This window comes from Microbacterium paludicola (assembly GCF_039529675.1).
GTDB classification, from domain to species: Bacteria; Actinomycetota; Actinomycetes; order Actinomycetales; family Microbacteriaceae; genus Microbacterium; species Microbacterium paludicola.
The window spans coordinates 219,477-236,157 of sequence record NZ_BAAANG010000001.1 but is presented as its reverse complement, the minus strand read 5'-3'; the positions used below and the strand labels follow the sequence as shown (position 1 = coordinate 236,157).

General features: G+C 70.8%; 19 protein-coding genes. 6 read left to right on the top strand and 13 right to left on the bottom strand.

Features of this window, described 5'->3' with window-relative positions:
* Positions 1 to 55: 55 nt before the first annotated feature.
* The 3 genes from ABD161_RS01185 to ABD161_RS01175 all read left to right on the top strand — a co-directional run bounded on the left by ABD161_RS01185 (position 56) and on the right by ABD161_RS01175 (position 2,991).
* Positions 56 to 1,450, top strand: coding sequence for an OFA family MFS transporter (locus ABD161_RS01185; protein ID WP_343998891.1), 1,395 nt, complete (start codon positions 56 to 58; stop codon positions 1,448 to 1,450).
* Positions 1,447 to 1,590: an MFS transporter small subunit gene (locus tag ABD161_RS01180; protein WP_343998889.1), complete on the top strand. Its 144-nt coding sequence runs from the start codon at positions 1,447 to 1,449 to the stop codon at positions 1,588 to 1,590. Before ABD161_RS01185 ends, ABD161_RS01180 begins: the two co-directional genes overlap by 4 nt.
* 75 nt (positions 1,591 to 1,665) lie before the next feature.
* A complete protein-coding gene (locus ABD161_RS01175) occupies positions 1,666 to 2,991 on the top strand; it encodes an HNH endonuclease signature motif containing protein (RefSeq protein ID WP_343998887.1) in 1,326 nt (441 codons plus the stop codon).
* A gap of 13 nt (positions 2,992 to 3,004) precedes the next feature.
* Here the strand turns inward: ABD161_RS01175 and ABD161_RS01170 are convergent, their stop codons facing one another.
* From ABD161_RS01170 to ABD161_RS01110, 13 genes are all read right to left on the bottom strand, one after another.
* Positions 3,005 to 3,571: a prepilin peptidase gene (locus ABD161_RS01170; protein WP_343998885.1), complete on the bottom strand. Its 567-nt coding sequence runs from the start codon at positions 3,569 to 3,571 to the stop codon at positions 3,005 to 3,007.
* On the bottom strand, positions 3,568 to 6,024 hold the full coding sequence (locus ABD161_RS01165) for a LysM peptidoglycan-binding domain-containing protein (protein ID WP_343998882.1): 2,457 nt from the start codon (positions 6,022 to 6,024) through the stop codon (positions 3,568 to 3,570). The genes ABD161_RS01170 and ABD161_RS01165 overlap by 4 nt, the downstream gene beginning before the upstream one ends.
* A 128-nt stretch (positions 6,025 to 6,152) precedes the next feature.
* On the bottom strand, positions 6,153 to 6,746 hold the full coding sequence (locus ABD161_RS01160) for a hypothetical protein (RefSeq protein WP_343998880.1): 594 nt from the start codon (positions 6,744 to 6,746) through the stop codon (positions 6,153 to 6,155).
* Between the two features lie 15 nt (positions 6,747 to 6,761).
* On the bottom strand, positions 6,762 to 7,841 hold the full coding sequence (locus ABD161_RS01155; RefSeq protein ID WP_343998878.1) for a hypothetical protein: 1,080 nt from the start codon (positions 7,839 to 7,841) through the stop codon (positions 6,762 to 6,764).
* A 26-nt stretch (positions 7,842 to 7,867) separates the two neighbouring features.
* The gene (locus tag ABD161_RS01150) at positions 7,868 to 8,284 is read right to left on the bottom strand and encodes a pilus assembly protein TadG-related protein (protein ID WP_343998875.1); all 417 of its coding nucleotides are present in this window, start codon (positions 8,282 to 8,284) and stop codon (positions 7,868 to 7,870) included.
* Position 8,285: 1 nt separating this feature from the next.
* Positions 8,286 to 8,732 (bottom strand): pilus assembly protein, encoded by a 447-nt coding sequence (locus ABD161_RS01145; protein ID WP_343998873.1) that lies wholly within the window; start codon positions 8,730 to 8,732, stop codon positions 8,286 to 8,288.
* The gene (locus ABD161_RS01140) at positions 8,732 to 9,148 is read right to left on the bottom strand and encodes a hypothetical protein (protein ID WP_135114614.1); all 417 of its coding nucleotides are present in this window, start codon (positions 9,146 to 9,148) and stop codon (positions 8,732 to 8,734) included. The genes ABD161_RS01145 and ABD161_RS01140 overlap by 1 nt, the downstream gene beginning before the upstream one ends.
* Before the next feature lie 9 nt (positions 9,149 to 9,157).
* The gene (locus ABD161_RS01135) at positions 9,158 to 9,355 is read right to left on the bottom strand and encodes a hypothetical protein (protein ID WP_135114615.1); all 198 of its coding nucleotides are present in this window, start codon (positions 9,353 to 9,355) and stop codon (positions 9,158 to 9,160) included.
* Positions 9,356 to 9,456: 101 nt separating this feature from the next.
* Positions 9,457 to 10,350 (bottom strand): type II secretion system F family protein, encoded by an 894-nt coding sequence (locus ABD161_RS01130; RefSeq protein WP_343998871.1) that lies wholly within the window; start codon positions 10,348 to 10,350, stop codon positions 9,457 to 9,459.
* The gene (locus ABD161_RS01125; protein WP_343998869.1) at positions 10,350 to 11,195 is read right to left on the bottom strand and encodes a type II secretion system F family protein; all 846 of its coding nucleotides are present in this window, start codon (positions 11,193 to 11,195) and stop codon (positions 10,350 to 10,352) included. The genes ABD161_RS01130 and ABD161_RS01125 overlap by 1 nt, the downstream gene beginning before the upstream one ends.
* Before the next feature lies 1 nt (position 11,196).
* Entirely contained in the window at positions 11,197 to 12,996 is a 1,800-nt protein-coding gene (locus ABD161_RS01120) for a TadA family conjugal transfer-associated ATPase (protein ID WP_343998867.1), read from the bottom strand.
* Positions 12,993 to 13,805: a CpaE/TadZ family protein gene (locus ABD161_RS01115; RefSeq protein WP_343998865.1), complete on the bottom strand. Its 813-nt coding sequence runs from the start codon at positions 13,803 to 13,805 to the stop codon at positions 12,993 to 12,995. The genes ABD161_RS01120 and ABD161_RS01115 overlap by 4 nt, the downstream gene beginning before the upstream one ends.
* A 3-nt stretch (positions 13,806 to 13,808) precedes the next feature.
* The gene (locus ABD161_RS01110; RefSeq protein WP_343998863.1) at positions 13,809 to 14,489 is read right to left on the bottom strand and encodes an SAF domain-containing protein; all 681 of its coding nucleotides are present in this window, start codon (positions 14,487 to 14,489) and stop codon (positions 13,809 to 13,811) included.
* Positions 14,490 to 14,703: 214 nt separating this feature from the next.
* On the opposite strand from ABD161_RS01110, the gene ABD161_RS01105 reads away from it, so the two are divergent.
* The 3 genes from ABD161_RS01105 (at position 14,704) to trxA (ending at position 16,618) form a co-directional block, all read left to right on the top strand.
* Entirely contained in the window at positions 14,704 to 15,162 is a 459-nt protein-coding gene (locus ABD161_RS01105) for a DUF4383 domain-containing protein (protein ID WP_343998861.1), read from the top strand.
* A gap of 93 nt (positions 15,163 to 15,255) precedes the next feature.
* Positions 15,256 to 16,230 carry a thioredoxin-disulfide reductase gene (trxB, locus tag ABD161_RS01100; protein WP_343998859.1) on the top strand — a complete coding sequence of 325 codons (975 nt, stop codon included), beginning with the start codon at positions 15,256 to 15,258 and terminating at the stop codon, positions 16,228 to 16,230.
* Between the two features lie 64 nt (positions 16,231 to 16,294).
* Complete coding sequence (gene trxA, locus ABD161_RS01095) at positions 16,295 to 16,618, top strand: thioredoxin (protein ID WP_135114621.1); 324 nt, start codon at positions 16,295 to 16,297, stop codon at positions 16,616 to 16,618.
* The last annotated feature ends 63 nt before the right edge of the window (positions 16,619 to 16,681 follow it).

Below are 16,681 nucleotides of genomic sequence, written 5' to 3'. Positions count from 1 at the left end.
GCATCGCGGCCGGCGCGGGGGAGCGTCATGTCGCCCGGAGTACAAGGGAGTACTTGTGTCGTTCCTCGACAGGCAGCACACGATCGCACCGCCCGGCTACAGCCGGTGGCTCATCCCGCCGGCCGCTCTCGCCATCCATCTCTGCATCGGGCAGGCGTACGCGACGAGCGTCTACAAGAACGCGCTCGTCGCCCACTTCGACACCACACTCACGGCGATCGGGATCATCTTCTCGATCGCCATCGTCATGCTCGGGGTGTCGGCAGCGGTGCTCGGCACCTGGGTCGAGAAGGTCGGCCCCCGCAAGGCGATGTTCACGTCGGCCTGCTTCTGGGCAGCGGGCTTCCTGATCGGCGCGCTCGGCATCGCGACGTCGCAGCTGTGGCTCGTGTATCTCGGGTACGGCGTCATCGGCGGCATCGGCCTCGGCATCGGCTACATCTCGCCGGTGTCGACGCTGATCAAGTGGTTCCCCGACCGGCCGGGGCTCGCGACCGGCATGGCGATCATGGGCTTCGGCGGCGGCGCGCTCGTCGCCTCGCCGATCTCGCGGCAGCTGATGGCGCTGTACGACCCCGCCTACGACCCGTCCGACTCGACGTCGGTCGCCTCCGGATCGACCGTCGCGCTGCTGTTCCTGACGCTCGGCATCGCGTACTTCCTCGTCATGATGCTGGGCGTCTTCAACGTCCGCACTCCGGCGCCCGACTGGAAGCCGGCCGGCTGGGATCCCGCGTCCGTCAAGAGCAAGCCGCTTGTCACGACGGCGAACGTGTCGGCGCGCAACGCGATCAAGACGCGGCAGTTCTGGCTGCTGTGGATCGTCCTGTTCTGCAACGTCACCGCCGGCATCGGCATCCTGGAGCAGGCGAGCCCGATGATCCAGGACTTCTTCCGCGACGGGGAGGCCTCGCTCGTGACCGCGACGACGGCCGCCGGGTTCGTCGCCCTGCTGTCGCTGTTCAACATGGCGGGGCGGTTCGTCTGGTCGTCGACGAGCGACTACATCGGGCGCAAGCCGATCTACATGATCTACCTCGGCGTCGGCGTCATCCTGTACACGCTGCTCGCGCTCGTGGGTGCCTCGAGCACGCTGCTGTTCGTGGCCCTCGCGGCGATCATCCTGTCGTTCTACGGCGGCGGGTTCGCGACGATCCCGGCCTACCTTCGCGACCTGTTCGGCACATTCCAGGTGGGCGCGATCCACGGCCGGCTGCTCACGGCGTGGTCGGCGGCCGGAATCGCGGGTCCGCTGATCATCAACGGATTCCTCGACGCGCGGGGCAAGCCGGGCGAGCTGGTGGCGGTCGACTACCAGCCGGCGCTGCTGACGATGGTCGCCGTGCTCGCGATCGGGTTCGTGGCGAACCTGCTTGTGCGCCCGGTGGCAACGAGGTTCCACGAGCCGCAGAAGGCGACCGCGCCGGTCGCGGAGGAGGTGACCAAGTGAGCGAGCAGAACACCACAGGATCGGGTGCACCCGCGTCGCAGACCGTCCGCCTGGTTGTCTCGTGGCTCATCGTCGGAGTGCCGCTCGTCTACGCGCTGGTCCAGACGATCACCTCGGTGATGCCGCTGTTCACCGGGTGACACCGGGACGCCGCGCGTTCTCTACAGCCGCCCGACTTTCGAACGAATGTCCGAGGTCTCTGGGATGATGGAGGCATGCCGCGGTTCACGGATTCAGACGACGTCAGCTGGGGGTTCACCCCCGCTGAACGCTCGCGCACCCGTGCCGCGATCGAGCAGCTGACGTCGCTCCGCGCAGCGCGAGCGGCGCTCGACGCGCAGGAGGCGCAGCTGCTGTCCGGGGTGATGGGGATCGCCCTGGATCAGGTCGCCCGCGATCCGCACGGCAGCGCCCATGCGTTTCCGGTGCGCTCGATGGCCGTCGAGCTCGCTCTCGCGCTTCGGGAGTCGCCGCGGGCGATGCAGTCGCGGATGGACCGCGCCCACGAACTGGTGGAGCGATTCCCCGCCACGCATGCAGCCCTGCGGGCGGGCCGGATCACCGAGCGCCACGCCCGCGAGATCGCCGCGGCGGGAGCGGATCTCCGAGACGACGACGCGCGCGGCGCTTACGAAGCGGACGCGGCCCGTGTCGCCGAGCACACCACCCCGCAGCGCACGAAGGCGGCCGCGCGGCAGATCGCCGAGCAGCACCACCCGGTGAGCCTCGCCGAACGGCATGAGAGGGCCCGGGCCGATCGAGCGGTCTCGCTCGATGACCTGCCGGACGGGCAGGCGATGCTCACGATCGTCGGTCCCGCCGTGCCGATCCACGCCGCCTACGACCGGCTCACCGGCTGCGGGCAGGCCGTGAAGCGCGACCGCCGCGCCGTCACCCGGGCTCTTGACGGCATCGAACCGGCGCCGGAAGACCCGGCGTACGTGAAGTACACCGACGATCGACACCTCGCCCAGCTCCGCGCGGACATCGCCCTCGACCTCCTCCTCACCGCCGAGCCATCGGGGCATGACCTCGACAAGGCGATCACCGCGACGGTGGAGATCGTGATCCCCGTCGCCACGCTGACGGGCCTGGATGACGCACCCGCCCTCCTCGGCGGAAGCGGCCCGATCGACCCGGACACGGCTCGCCGCCTCGCCGCCGGCACGGCGGGCTGGGAGCGACTGTTCCTCGATCCCGACACCGGGGCGCTGCTCACCGTCGATCACTACACGCCGACCGCAGCGCAGCGCAGGTTCCTCCTCGCCCGGGACAAGACCTGCCGGGTCCCGGGATGCGAGACCAAGGCCAAGCACTGCGACATCGACCACGTCGTCCCGTACTCCCGCGGCGGCCCCACCGATGTGACGAATCTCTGGCCGATCTGCGAGGGCCACCACACGATGAAGCACCACGCACCATGGGGGTTCGAGCAGCTCGCCCACGGCGGCACACGCATCCACAGTCCCGCCGGATACGACTACACATACGGCCCGACCCCGATCCTCTACATCGGAGGAGGCGGCCCCGCGCCGTTCTGACGCCGCGGCCCGATCAGTCCTGCAGCGCCGACACGAGCACCCCGGCCATCACGAGCACCGTCCCGCCCACGAGGTACGGGCCGAACGCGAGGTGGCCCGGGGCGTCGGGGCGACGTCGCCGACGGATCAGCCCCGCGATCGCCTGCGGGAGCGCGAGGATGCACGCGGCAAGCAGGGCGATCAGCGGCAGATGCCAGGCGACGAGGCCGAGGAGAAGGCCGATCGAGAGGCCGAGCTTCACGTCGCCGAGCCCGAGCCCTCCCGCAAGGCCCAGCAGGAAGAGGATCAGCGCGAAGCCCACCGCCGTCAGCGTCGCGACGAGCGCGATCGCGATGTCGCTCCCCACGATCGCCGCAACCCACACCAGCGCTGCCAGGAAGGCCGCAAGCGGCAAGGTCAGCAGGTCGGGCAGCCGCTGCTCCCGCGCGTCCACCACGGCGAGCGCGATGCCCACGAGCACGAACGCGGCGAGCGCGATCCACTGAACGGCACCGCCGGCGAGCCCGAGCGCGGCCCCGACGACCGCCGCCGCCCCGATGGCGGTGCCGAGCCGGGCTGGAGTCGCCCGGAGGGCTGTCAACTCGCGGCGGCGGCGCGGCCGCTGAGGCTCGCGAGCACCTCGTCGACGCGCGTCGCGCTCGCCCACCCGTAGACGCCCGCGGGTCCGGTGAACGGCGTGCCGCGCACCTGGGAGAGGACCTGCTCGGCGGCGGCCGGATGCACTCCCTCGCCGTCGGAGCGGTTCACGGCCGCGACCGCGGTCAGATCGGTGACGACGTCGGGGTGAAGGCTCATCCTGTCGCCCGCGTAGGGCACGTACGGGGTGCCGTCGTCGGCCGTCCCCATCCACTGACGCAGGTCGTTCACGCGGGTGCGCAGCAGCGCCATCCGCGTCGCCTCGTCCTCGATGTGCGGCATCAGCAGGTCGGCGACGCGCTCGGCGGGCTGACCCGGCCAGGTCACGAGCAGCGCGGCGAGCTCGAGCGCCTGCGCCATCGCGGTTCCCGACGGGCGTCCGGTCGCCTGATTGATCGGCGGCACGCCCCGCACACCGCGCAGCTGCACCGGTCCGAGCACAAGCACCGCGGGGCGGTCGTCGCCGTTGTCGGATGCCCGCGCGGCCATCGCGGTCGGGGCGGAGTCGATCGACACGGGAAGCGTGTCGAGGTCGTCGCCCTCGTCGACGGTCGCCGCGGCGAGGAGTTCGGCGAGGGCCGTGCGCTCGCGCGCCCCCAGCAGCTGCGGGTGGAACGGGATCGACACCGGCGTCCCCGGCAGCTCGAGCCGGGCGCTGGACACGTCGTCGACGACCATCCGCCATCCCGGATGCGCCTCGTCCACGACGATCGAGACCGGCGCGGTGGCATACCGGGCGCGCGTGTTCAGGATCGCCGCGCGCTGCGCGTCGCTGAGCGGCTCGCTGAAGAGCATGAGCTCCGGGGCCCACGCCTCGGCGCCCCCGGGACGCACACGTGCGGCGCTGAGCGTCGGCACACCGAGCCGCGCGAGCCCCGCGTCGGCCGCAGCGGCGAGGGCGTCCACCCCGTGCAGCGCGTCCGCCGCCGTGTCGACGAAGCGGGTGTGGCGCGAGGACAGCTCCCGGGGCACGGTGACGTCGTCGCCGACGACCGTCACGCGCAGCTGCTCCGACCACGGGTTGAGGGCGACCTCCAGCAGCAGCGCGGTCAGCACGCTCTCGCGCAGCGTCTCGTTCGCGCACACGAGAGCGAGGGATCCGAGGCGCTCGAGGTCGGCGAACAGGATGCCGCCCGCCGCGTCGCGCCCGATGCCCGCCAGGGCGGGGTACGGCGCCGGCAGCCCACGCCCGAGCGCGGGAAGCTCGCCGAGGCCGGCGGGGCCGAGGCCGATCGACCACACGAGACCGGCGTCGTCCGCGCGCGTGTACGGCGCCGGCAGGCCGGCGGGCTCGGTGAGGTACAGGGTCAGCGCATCGGCGTCCGCGCGCGCCACGTACACGGCCGGAAGCGGCGCACCGGTCTGCGACGCCCACGCCGCGAGGTGGCCGAGCACGGTGTCGATCGCGGTGGCGCCGGCGAGGTCGGCGGCCTCCTCCAGCCGCCGCTCGTAGTCGACGGCTGCCGCCGACAGCGGCGCCGCGGAGGCTCCGAGGGATCCTGCCCGACGGCGGGCACGGCGCACGGCGAGCAGCCCCACGAGACCGGCCGCGAGCACGCCGCCGACACCGCCGGCGGCCGCGGCCGCCGCGACCTCTTCACCGCCCGCGCCTCCACCCTGATCGGCGGCCGCTCCCGCGTCGGCGGATCCGGCGTCCGATCCGGTCGCCCCGCCGTTCTCCGCCGTCCCCGCGCCAGCATTGCTGTTGCCCACGGGCACGGCGATCTGGGTCACGGTCGTGACGGTCTTCACCGTCGGGACGTTGACGGTCTGTCCCGGGAAGATCAGATCCGGATCATCGATCCCCTGCGATGCGGCGTGGATCTCGGGGTAGCGGGCGCCGTCCCCGAGCTCCTCCTCCGCGATGTCCCACAGGGTGTCGCCGCTGACGATCGTGCGCTGCTCGAGCGTGTTGACCTGCTCCTTCTTGACCAGGTTCTTCACCACCGTCTGCGGCGCGGCCGCCTGGGTCGCCGACGCAGAGCTGGACGAAGAGCTCGACGAGGAGGTGGGGGAGTCCGCCGCGATCGCCGCGGTCGGCGCCACGCCGACGGCGAGGATCGTCGCGATCAGCACGCCGGCCGCCTTCTGCTGCCAGCCGAGGCCCGCGATCCGGATCGGCCGCCGCGAGCGACCCGCGGCTCCGAGCTCGGCGAGCTGGTTCGGGATCTCGATGAGGAACCCGATCGCGAACGTCGCCCAGGCGATCCAGCCGACGAGCGGCAGCACGGTGCCGAGCAGGAACGACCCGCTGTAGTCGGGCAGCGTCATCGCCCGCACGAGTTCGTCCCACGACGGGATCGGGTTGCCCGCGAGGAACACGAGCGCGGCCGGGATGCCGACGAGCAGCACCGCCGTGAGAATCAGCGCGAGCAGCGCCTTCACGATCCGGATCATCCTGTTCTCCTTATCCCCCCATGAGCCACGCGGGCCCTGGTCTCGGATGCGTCCTGTCTGTCGACCCTAGGACTCTCGCGCCCGCCTGGCGATGGGCACGACGGCCCGGGGTCAGGCCTCACGCACGCTCAGCCGGCGCATTCGTCCGACTCGTCCTGCAGGGTGTCGAAGGCGGTGACGTACCAGCGCTCCTCATCTGGCCAGTACGCGAGCGTGAGCTGGTCCTTCCAGGGACCGAGCGGCGGCACCTCCTTGCCCGCGGCGTCTTTCGCGACGGTGTCGCTGTAGTCGGCGCAGCCGACCAGCGTCACCGCACCGAAGGGCACTTCCTCGCCGCCGAACGTCGAGGAAGAGGCGAAGCTCTGCCCGTCCAGCAGCGACCACGTGGTTCCTCCCTCGACCACCGTGTACCCCGCCTCAGCCTCCGAGTTCTGGATGTTCTGGACCGTGTCGATGGCAGCATCCCGCGCGACCTCCTCCAGCGGAGACACGTCAGTGGGGTCCTCGCTGAGCGTCACCTCGTCCCAGATCCGGAAGAACTCCTGCGCGGTGTCGTTCGCCGCGGCGATCGCGCCTTCCTCGCTCGCGACAGCAGTCGGGGTCGGCGTTGGCGTCGAGGCGTCTGGTGTGGCGGAGGGCCCGGCGGCCGGCTCGCCGCTGCAACCGCCGAGCATCACCGCGCCGAGCAGCACCGTCGAGACCGTCATCGCTCGCTTGTTCATCGACTCTCCTCCCGCTCACCCCTCGGGCGAGGTGTTCACCGTCTGCAGTTCGTTGACCTCCACCTGCGTCGTCGAGGTGGTCGTGAGCGGGATGGATCCCGACTGCCCGCCCGCCTGCCAGTCGAACACCCAGTTGGTCGTCTCGGTGACTGTGAAGCGGTCGTCCGGCTGATCCGCGCTGGTGCGCGAGTAGACATGACCGCAGTCGGGCGACTCCCGCCATCCGAATCCCGCCTGATACGGCTGACCGGCCGTTCCGCAGGTGACTGTCGTGCCGTCGCCCATGTTCCACTGGAACGACGTGACCCGCATGGTGGCGTTCACGGGCAGTCCGCCCTCGGAATCCGCAACGCTCCAAGTCTGCGACGTACCCTGCCCAGGGTTGTCCACCCACATCCACACCGGCACGCCCACGTGTGTACGGCGGTGCCCCCACTCGGGGTTCTTGCGCGGGGCCATGCCGATCTCGATCGGATTGACGGTCATCCTCGCCATCACGGCGGCCGCCGCCTGCGCGGGGTCGATGGTCGGCTCGCCGTCGGCGATCCACACAAATCCGGGCGCGCACGGGCCGATCAGCAGGTGAAGTGGCTCGCAGTACATCGAGCCGCAGTTGTACCACGTGCCGGGCCCCTCACCCGACGGATCGATCATCGGCGGGTGCCACCCCTCGGGCATCTCCCCCTCCGCCGGCTGCGGATCGACGGGCGTGATGTAGCAGTCGCGGGGAGAGTACCAGCTCCAGCCGTCGACGGTGCAGGGAATCTCCTTGCCGTTATGGGTGCACGTGGGCTTCACAGGAGTGTCCGTGCCCTGGGAATCGCCCCCCTGGTCCTGGTCACCGTCGTTCTGGCCGCCCCCGGTTCCGTCGTCCTCGTTGCCCACCTCGCAGGTGCGACCTGAGCAGCCGCCGTTCCCGTTGCCCTGGCCGTTTCCGGCAGAAGCGGAGACGACCCCCCGATCCGCGGCAGACGCCGGCATTGCCGGCATCAGCACGGCGATCAGGAGAACAAGCGCCGCGATCACCGCGAACAAGCGTGGGAACGCGGCCGATGCCGTCAGCTGCCGCGGCTCTCCCCGGGTCGCAGTCACCATCGTCTGCATCATCATCCTCATCTTCCTCATCGGCTCACCAGGTCCGCGCTCGCCGACGCGCTCACCGGCAGGCAGCCGATGCCGATCGCCGACAGGAACTGCGTCGGCTGGCACTTCTCGACGCTCACGTGCAGGCTGTCGCCCTCGCGGACGGCGGAGCCGCCATACCCGGCGGCATCCATGTAGCTGCGCGCCTGAGCGGCCGCCGCGTCGCCGAGGCGCACGCTGCCGCTGTCGATCGCGCCAGCCGCCTCGAGCACGTTGGCACCGGCACGCGCCGCGGCCTGCGCGACCGCGTACGCCTGGGTGTGCGCGTTGGCGTTGGCGGCGCCGTCGATGCCGAGCCCGAGCAGGGGGATGATGCCGATCATCAGCACCACCATCAGCATCGTCACGTTGCCGCGCTCGGCGGCGTCGCGGAGACGTTCGCGGATCCGGATCATCTCAACCTCGTTCCCTGAAGGCGTCGACGGGCACGGTCACGCTCGCCCGCAGCTCGCGCGACCCCGGCAGCCCGACAAGCGCGGCGCGGGCGAGGTCGACGGTGCACGACACGTGCGCGGTGACGCGACCGATCGTCCCGATCGCCGCCTGGAGACCGACCGCTTCGACCGTGACGTTCATGCCGGCGCACTCGACGCCCGACTGCTGCAGGGAAGTGTGCGCGAAGGCGCGCGCGGCGTCGACGGCCGCGGCATCGGTGCTCTCGAACGACGCGGCGCGGGCCGCGGAGGCCGCCGCGCTCTGCACCGCCTGCTCGGCGGTCATCATGCGCACCGAGGCGCCCATCAGCACGAGGAACAGCGCCATCGGCACGCCCCACGCGGCGGCCTCGAGCGTCGACGTGCCCCGCTCGGGGCGGGACAGCAGGCGGCGAATGCGGGCGAGCATCAGTCGATCCACCGTTCCGTGGGTGCCGAGACGCGATGTTCGACCCGCTGGCCGAGCCACGACACGAAGCTCGTCGACACGCCGCTGACGGTGGCCGTCGTCACCTCCGGCCCGCGCTCGACCTGGATCGCCGCGCTGTCCATCGGCGTGCCGGCGAGATAGTCGCGTGCGGCGGCCTCTCCGGCGCCGCCCGTGCCGCCGACCACGCGGGCAGTGTTCAGGGCGATCGTCGCGGCCGCCTGCGTGACGTTCGAGTTATGGAACTGGATGCCGACGTGCAGCGCGATCGCGAAGAACAGCAGGATCGCCGGGTAGATGATGACGTTCTCCAGCGTCACCACTCCCCGTTCTCGGGCGCTCCGATCACCGGATCCGCGCAGGCGGATCCGGTCGCCGAAGAGCGCCCGGCGCTGCATCGGCCCGCGTCAGAGCCCGGTGGGGATCTGCGCGGCGAAGCTGTTGATGATCGCGACGATGCCGGCGATGACCGCCACCGCGACGATGCCGATGCCTGCCGCCCAGAGCACCTGCTCAAGAGTGACGGCGCCGCGCTCGGATTCGGCGAACAGGGTGCGGATGCGACCGCGCAGGGCGCTGCGCGTCTCGCGGCTGATGGTGCTCATGTTCTCTCCTCGTATGGATGGATCGTGTGGATGGATCGTGTGGATGGATCGTGTGGATGGATCGTGTGGATGGATCGTGTGGGCGGAATAGGGCGAACAGATCAGGATGACAGGAATGCGTCGAGCACAAAAGGTGTGCCGATGAGCAGCAGGAAGACGAAGCCGGTGGCCGCCATCGGGATGACCATCGCCGTCGTCGACTTGTTCGCCTGCTCCTGGCGCTCGTTGAGCAGGCGGTTTCGCAGGCTCTTTCCCTGCGCGCGGAGGGTCTCGTAGACGGATGCGCCCTCCTCGCCGGAGAGGCGCATCCGTCGGGCGAGCTCGGTGAGGTCAGGCACATCGATCTCGATGCTCAACCGCTCGAGCGCATCCCAGGCCGCGATGCCGGCGTAGCGGGCCTGGGCGAGCTCCTGGCTGAGACGCACGAACACCCAGCTGCGCCCGACGCGCGCCGCCGACTCGAGCGCGCGGCTCGGCGAGGCGCCGCGGTTGCGCTCGCTCGCCACCAGCTCGAGGTACACGGCGACCGCGCGCGAGAACTCCGCCCTTGCCTCGGCGGCCTGGCCGCGCACGATGAGGTTCGGCACGAACCATCCGGCGATGGCAAGCGGCAGGCCGAACAGCGCGGGGATGTAGAACGCGCCGAGACCGAGCGCCTGGAACACGAACCCGATCGCCAACGGGGCGACCAGGAACACGCCCGCCATGAGCACCTTCTGGGTCATGTAGCGGTTTGTGCTGAGCCCGATCAGCTTGAGATCGACGAGCGGGAGGCGGAAGCCGGGCAGGCCGGAGAGCTGCCGGATGGCGCGCGCGCCGATCTGCTCGTTGAGCGTCGCCGCGGTCGGACCTCCGACTTCCGACGCGATTCCCCGGCCGCTCAGCCGCTCGAGCGCCGCGCCCAGCGAGGGGGCGGCAGGCACGAGGGCGGCCACGACAAGGGCGAGCCCCGCGCCCGCGAGCACTCCGGGAAGCAGCATCATCCACGGGGGCATCAGCGCGCTCCCCTCTCGCTCGGCACGAGGATGCGCGGGCCCGGCTTGCTGCGCGCGACGCGCTTCAGCGCGAACAGCAGCAGGATGTCGAGCGCCACGTACAGCGCCAGCAGCAGCTGACCCAGGGGGGTGCTGTAGGGGGCCGAGTAGTCGCGCGCGACGAACAGCAGCGCGAGCACGCCGATCGTGATGTACACGACCATGCGCACCTCGTTGCGGGGGCCCGAGCGCTCGGTCTCGATCTGCCGGCGAGCGCGCACCTCCGAGAGGATGCTCTCGGCGAGGTCCTCGAGGGCCGTCGCGAGACCCGGGCCGCGCAGCTCGGCCTTCAGCAGCAGGTGGGCGACGACGAGGTCGCCGGTCTCGTCGTCGAGTTCGTCGGCGAACAGGCGCAGGGCCTCGTCAGTGGCCATACGCGAGTTCAGCCGCGCCACGAGCCGCGTCACCTCGGGCTTGATCGCCGCCGGGCAGCTCGCGCGCGACGCGCTGATCGTGCGCTCGAGGCCCGCGCCGGCAACAGTCAGACCGGCGAGGCTGCGCGTCCACGACTCAAGAGCGTCGAGGCGCGCGATCGTGAGGTCGTCGCCCTGCGCGCTCAGCAGCCACGGCACGCCGATCACAGCGAGCGGCACGATGACGATCAGGATGACCCAGCCGGTGAACAGCGCCGCCACCAGGCCGATGCCCGCGCCCACGAGCAGCTGGATGCGCCGGGCGGGGCTCAGCGTGAAGGTGGGAAGTGTCCGGCGGCGGGCCGCGGCGGCGCGCGGAGGGAGGGCGATCGCGAGCAGCACGATCACCGCGCCTCCCATCGCGACAAGCAGCGCCAGGATCACCAGGGGCATGTCACTCGCCGCCCCTCAGCCCGGCACCGTCGTAGCCGACGTCGTGAAGGGTCTCCATCAGCTGCGGCGAGGGAAGCGTGTCGCGCACGAGATGCCGCAGGCGCTTGTCGAACCGGAAGACCGGCGACGCGACGGGGCGGCCGTCGTTCGACGATTCTCCGGGCAGGATCTCGGCGATCTCCGTGACCGCGCGGCGCGGACGCTTCGTGACCGGATCCGTCATCTTCGCGATCTGCACCACGAGCCGGATGTTCTGCTCGATCATCCGGTACGCGTACGTCGGCGTCGAGTTGTGCCCGCGCGAGAGCATAAGCGCCGACATGCGGTCGATCGAGTCGTCGGCGCTTGCCGCGTGAAGGGTCGACAGCGAGCCGACACCCGACTGCATCGCCTGCATCATGGCGTAGATCTCGGGACCGCGGACCTCGCCCACGACGAAGCGCTGGGTGTCGAGGCGCAGCGTGTCGTACACGAGGTCCTCGAGCGTGATCTCGCCGGGAAGGCGACCATCCGGAAGCGGCTCGCCGCCGCCGGGCCGGTACTCGAGCGACGTGACGCGCGGGTGCCGGTGCGGGATCTTGTCGAGGTAGAGCTCGCGCTCCATCTCGATCGTGACGAGCTTCTCGTCGGCAGGGATGCAGTCGGCGAGCGCGCGCAGCAGCGTGGTCTTCCCCGCGCCGGGGAACCCGCTGGTGACGATCGAGACGCCCGCGCGCACCGCCGCCGCCAGGAAGTCGGCCGCGTCGCGCGTGATCGTGTCGCGCTCGACGAGGTCGTCGAGCGTGACGTCGACGAGGCGGTGGATGCGCAGCACGATGGTCGGTCGCACCGCGACGGGGGCGGCGACGGCCGCGAGGCGCGCGCCTCCGGGCAGGTCGAGGTGAAGCCGCGGGCTGGCCGACGTGAAGCTGCGCGCGCCCTCACCCGACCGCGTGGCGAGCATGTTGATGTGACGGGTGAGGTCCTCATCCGATTCCGCGACCGGATACTCGTGGCGCACGACCCGGCCGTCGGCATAGGAGAGCCAGACGTCGTCGAAGCCGTTGATGTGGATGTTCTCGACGCCGTCCTCGTCGACGAGCGGCTGAAGCCGGCCGAGGCGGAAGATCGCATCGAGCACCGCCTGCCGGATCGCCTGCTGGAAGCGGGCGGGCCAGCGGGAGTGGACGCCGTCGCCCGCACGCGTCTGCGCGTCCACCCGGGTGCGGATGAGGTCGTCGATGTGCTCGGTCGCGATCGCCACGCGCTGCGGCTCGGGGAGGTTGGGCTCGTCCGTCAGACGCTGCGACAGAGCGCGCGACACCTCGTCCGTGATCGCGTCGATCTCGTCCCACGGGAGGCGGCTGCGCTCCTCGAGCGAGCCCTTCCAGCCCTCGGACGTCCCGGGCCGTGCCAACGCCGAGGGCTCACCGGGCGGACCGGGCTCGACGGTCCGGGTCGACGGCAGCAGCTCATGCGGCGCGAACGCGAGCCACTCCGAGCCGGCCGGCACTGTCTGCACGCGGATGGGGTTGGTGTCGGACGCCGGCTCGCCCGCCGCGGGTGCCGGTGCCGGGGCCGCCGCCGGGGCCGCAGCGTCGGGGGAGCGGCGCGAGCTGCGCTGTCCCGCACGGGTGAGGTGCTCGGCCGCCCTGGCGAGGTTCGCGGCGCCGGCGGACTGCGCCGGCTGCGCGGGGGCAGCTTCGGTCTGGGCGCCATCCGCCTGGGCGCCATCGTTCTGGGCGTCGCCCGGCGCGCCGCGGAAGAACGGCAGGTCGGAGAGGGGCGGCGCCTCGGCGGGGGTGGTCGACTTGTCGTTCACGCGGGCACCTCCTCTCGCGGGGCGCGCTGCGCGAAGGTCTCGTCGTAGGCCGTGCGCACCGTCTGAAGTGCGCGCGCATAGCGCGTGCGCCGGCGACCGGGCTCGGCGTGGAACGTGAACTGGGCGGCTCCGCGCGGATCCGACGGAAGCGAGCCGACGAGGTGGAGTCCGAGGATCTGCGCGATCTGCGACGCAGGATAGGCAGCGCCGACCACCGGATGATCCACGACAAGCAGGTCCATCCACTCGCCGTGCCCGATCTGCTCCATCGATTCACGCAGCCAGCCGACCTGCGCCGATCCGGCGTCGCTGCGCTGCACGTGCGGGTGAAGCGCAGCGACGCCGGGGAGCGTCGCCTCCACAACGAGCGTGACGGACTCGGCCTCGCGCAGCATGTCGATCCGCTCGTCGTCGACCGTGATCCGACCGGCGTCGATGAACACGTCGATTCCGCGTGCTTCGACCACGCGGAGCGCGTCCACCAGCGTCCGCCAGAACCGCGGATCGATCGAGCGAGCGGCGCGCAGCGACGTGAAGCCGGGCACGACGTGCGCGTTCTCACCCAGCTGCACTGCCTGATCCCACACGGCGCCCTCGTCGAGGCGGCCGTAGTAGTCGGCGACGGTCAGCTCCGTGAGACCCGTGATGTGCGGCACCTGCCCGCGCAGGGCGCCGGGAAGGATCTGCGAGGTCGATGCGGTGTCGGCCTCGACGATGAGGACGGGCCGGTTCCACTCACTGGCGAGCCCGACGACGGCGGTCGTCACTCCCGGCGCGCCGCCGGCCGATGCGAACAGCACGACAGCCACGGGTCACTCTCCCGTGACGGTGTCGAGAACCAGGGCGACGCGACCCGACGCGGCGCGCGCAGCGATGTCCGCGGCCTCGTCGGACGGGACGACGAGATCGATCACCCACGTGCCGGCCTCGGCGTCCTCGCGCACCGTGAAGACGGATGCGGCGAAGGTGCGCGGCGTCTCCGCGGGCGGATCCCCCTGCGCCACCGGGGTGTCGACGAGGCGCACACGGTCGCCCGCGGCGAGCGGGTACGCGGGCAGCTGGGCCCGGGTGAGGGAGACGCCGACGATGGACGAGCCCGACGGCACCGCCAGGGCGTCGCCGACGTTCGCAGAGGTCACGAGCGTTCCCGCGGGGAGGTCGACGAGCGCCGTGCGGCCGACGACCGTGTCGGCGGCATCCGCCGTGACGGCGTCGAGATCCTGCCCACCGGCGACCTGGATCGCACGCAGGTCCTCCGCGGCGACGGTGTCGCCGCGTCCGACGTCCGCCGAGACCACCAGCACGCTGACGGTGCGCGTCATGTTGGTGACGAGCCACACGGTCGCCAGACCGCCGAGCACGATCAGCGCGATACCCAGGGCGATCATCGCGGGGCGACGGCGCGACCGGACGGGACGGTGCCGGGCGACGCGGACGCTCTCGGCATCCGGCGTCGGAGTGTCCGACATCGAGCTGTCCACGGTCGTGGTCATCAAGGGCCCCCAGCCTTGCGCGCGTCCGCGGCGCGGCGCGCGCGGATCGGAACAACGCCTAGGGTAACGAATTCGTGCGAACGGTGCCTTCTCGCAGGGTGGGCACCTGCACCCGTCCTGGCCTCCAGGTCAAGCCTCTGTCACCGGGCGCAGCGGACTGATTGCCTGAACATCCTCACGCCGCGCAGTCGGCGTCCGAACGAGAGGCACACCAATGAGCACAGCATCCCGACGCACCGGCGGATTCGCGGACACCCCTCTGCAGAAGGTCGCGCTGGTCTACGGAATCGTCTTCTTCATCGTCGGAATCGGCGGGTTCATCCCCGGCCTGACATCCAACATCGAATCGCTCGAGTTCGCCGGTCACGGATCCGAGGCGATGCTTCTCGGCATCTTCCAGGTGTCGATCCTGCACAACCTTGTGCACCTCCTCTACGCGGTCGTCGGCGTGCTGGCAGCCCGGTCGTTCAGCGGGTCGCGTGCGTACCTCATCTGGGGTGGCGCGCTCTACGCCGTGCTGTGGCTGTACGGCCTGTTCGTTCCGCACGACCACGCCGCCAACTTCGTGCCGCTGAACACCGCGGACAACTGGCTGCACTTCGTGCTCGCTGTGACGATGATCGGCCTGGGCCTGCTGCTCGGCCGCGGAGCGCGCGACGCCCTCCGAAGCTGATCGGTTCCACGTCCGGGGTATTGCATAGACATTGATCTATGGAATACCCCGGACGTACCATGTGTTCTGGCAGTCGGAACCTAGGAGGCGCTCGTGCGACAGCTCATCATCATCGGATCGGGACCGGCAGGCCTGACCGCCGCCATCTACGCGGCGCGCGCGAACCTGAAGCCGCTCGTCGTGGCCAGCTCGGTCGAGGTCGGCGGTGAGCTGATGAACACCACCGAGGTCGAGAACTTCCCCGGCTTCCCCGAGGGCGTCATGGGCCCCGACCTGATGGCGAAGATGCAGGAGCAGGCCGAGAAGTTCGGCGCCGAGATCGCCTACGACGACGTCACCGAGCTTGATCTCGCCGGCGACATCAAGAAGGTCACGCTCGGCAGCGGCAAGACCGAGGAGGCGGAGGCCGTGATCTTCGCGACCGGATCCGCCTACCGCAAGCTCGGCATCGAGGGCGAGGACCGCCTCTCCGGCTACGGCGTCTCCTGGTGCGCGACGTGCGACGGCTTCTTCTTCCGCGAGAAGACGATCGCCGTCGTCGGCGGCGGCGACTCCGCGATGGAGGAGGCCACCTTCCTCACCAAGTTCGCGTCGAAGGTGTACGTCATCCACCGCCGCGACACGCTCAAGGCGTCGAAGATCATGCAGGACCGCGCGCTCGCGAACGAGAAGATCGAGTTCATCTGGAACGCCGAGGTCGCCGACATCCTCGGCGACGGAGCGGTGACCGGCGTGACGCTGCGCGACACTGTCACGGGGGAGACCCGCGACCTTGCCCTGGAGGGCCTGTTCATCGCGATCGGCAACGACCCGCGCACGCACCTCGTGCACGAGAAGCTCGACCTCACCGAGGACGGCACGATCTGGGTGGATGGCCGCTCGTCGCGCACGTCGGCCTCGGGCGTCTTCGCCGCCGGCGACGTCATCGACCCCTCCTACCGCCAGGCCGTCACGGCCGCGGCGAGCGGCACGGTCGCGGCGCTCGACGCCGAGCACTACCTCGCCGCCCGCGGTGACGCCGGCGAGCCCGCCCCCGCCGAGGACCAGCTGGTCGAGGCGAACGCGTAACCGGAACAACTCGCCACCCATCCGCGTTGCGGATGGAGAACGACTTTCACGACAGGAGACTCACATGACCGCCAAGGCCACCACTTCGGCCACCTTCGAGCAGGACGTGCTGCAGGCCGAGGGTCCTGTGCTCGTCGACTTCTGGGCTGCCTGGTGCGGCCCGTGCCGCATGGTCGCGCCCGTCCTCGACGAGATCCAGGCCGAGAACCCCGACAAGATCACGGTTCTCAAGCTCAACGTCGACGAGAACCCGGATCTGGCGATGAAGTACCAGATCACGTCGATCCCGGCGATGAAGGTCTTCTCGGGCGGCGAGGTCGCCACGACGATCATCGGCGCCAAGCCGAAGTTCGCCCTCGAGCAGGACCTCGCGGAGTTCCTGAAGTAATCGACTCCGCTCACGACGGAACCCCTGGCCCATCGGGTCAGGGGTTCCGTCGTCGTGGGGGAG

What these genes read in the sequence shown, in the direction of transcription:
- ABD161_RS01145 (WP_343998873.1), bottom strand. Translation starts at nt 8,732, where the DNA reads ATGCTCGCCCGCATTCGCCGCCTGCTGTCCCGCCCCGAGCGGGGCACG.
- ABD161_RS01160 (WP_343998880.1), bottom strand. Translation starts at nt 6,746, where the DNA reads ATGAACAAGCGAGCGATGACGGTCTCGACGGTGCTGCTCGGCGCGGTG.
- ABD161_RS01110 (WP_343998863.1), bottom strand. Translation starts at nt 14,489, where the DNA reads ATGACCACGACCGTGGACAGCTCGATGTCGGACACTCCGACGCCGGAT.
- ABD161_RS01175 (WP_343998887.1), top strand. Translation starts at nt 1,666, where the DNA reads ATGCCGCGGTTCACGGATTCAGACGACGTCAGCTGGGGGTTCACCCCC.
- ABD161_RS01150 (WP_343998875.1), bottom strand. Translation starts at nt 8,284, where the DNA reads ATGATCCGGATCCGCGAACGTCTCCGCGACGCCGCCGAGCGCGGCAAC.
- ABD161_RS01135 (WP_135114615.1), bottom strand. Translation starts at nt 9,355, where the DNA reads ATGAGCACCATCAGCCGCGAGACGCGCAGCGCCCTGCGCGGTCGCATC.
- ABD161_RS01105 (WP_343998861.1), top strand. Translation starts at nt 14,704, where the DNA reads ATGAGCACAGCATCCCGACGCACCGGCGGATTCGCGGACACCCCTCTG.
- ABD161_RS01130 (WP_343998871.1), bottom strand. Translation starts at nt 10,350, where the DNA reads ATGCCCCCGTGGATGATGCTGCTTCCCGGAGTGCTCGCGGGCGCGGGG.
- ABD161_RS01140 (WP_135114614.1), bottom strand. Translation starts at nt 9,148, where the DNA reads ATGCAGCGCCGGGCGCTCTTCGGCGACCGGATCCGCCTGCGCGGATCC.
- ABD161_RS01165 (WP_343998882.1), bottom strand. Translation starts at nt 6,024, where the DNA reads ATGATCCGGATCGTGAAGGCGCTGCTCGCGCTGATTCTCACGGCGGTG.
- trxA (WP_135114621.1), top strand. Translation starts at nt 16,295, where the DNA reads ATGACCGCCAAGGCCACCACTTCGGCCACCTTCGAGCAGGACGTGCTG.
- ABD161_RS01155 (WP_343998878.1), bottom strand. Translation starts at nt 7,841, where the DNA reads ATGGTGACTGCGACCCGGGGAGAGCCGCGGCAGCTGACGGCATCGGCC.
- ABD161_RS01125 (WP_343998869.1), bottom strand. Translation starts at nt 11,195, where the DNA reads ATGCCCCTGGTGATCCTGGCGCTGCTTGTCGCGATGGGAGGCGCGGTG.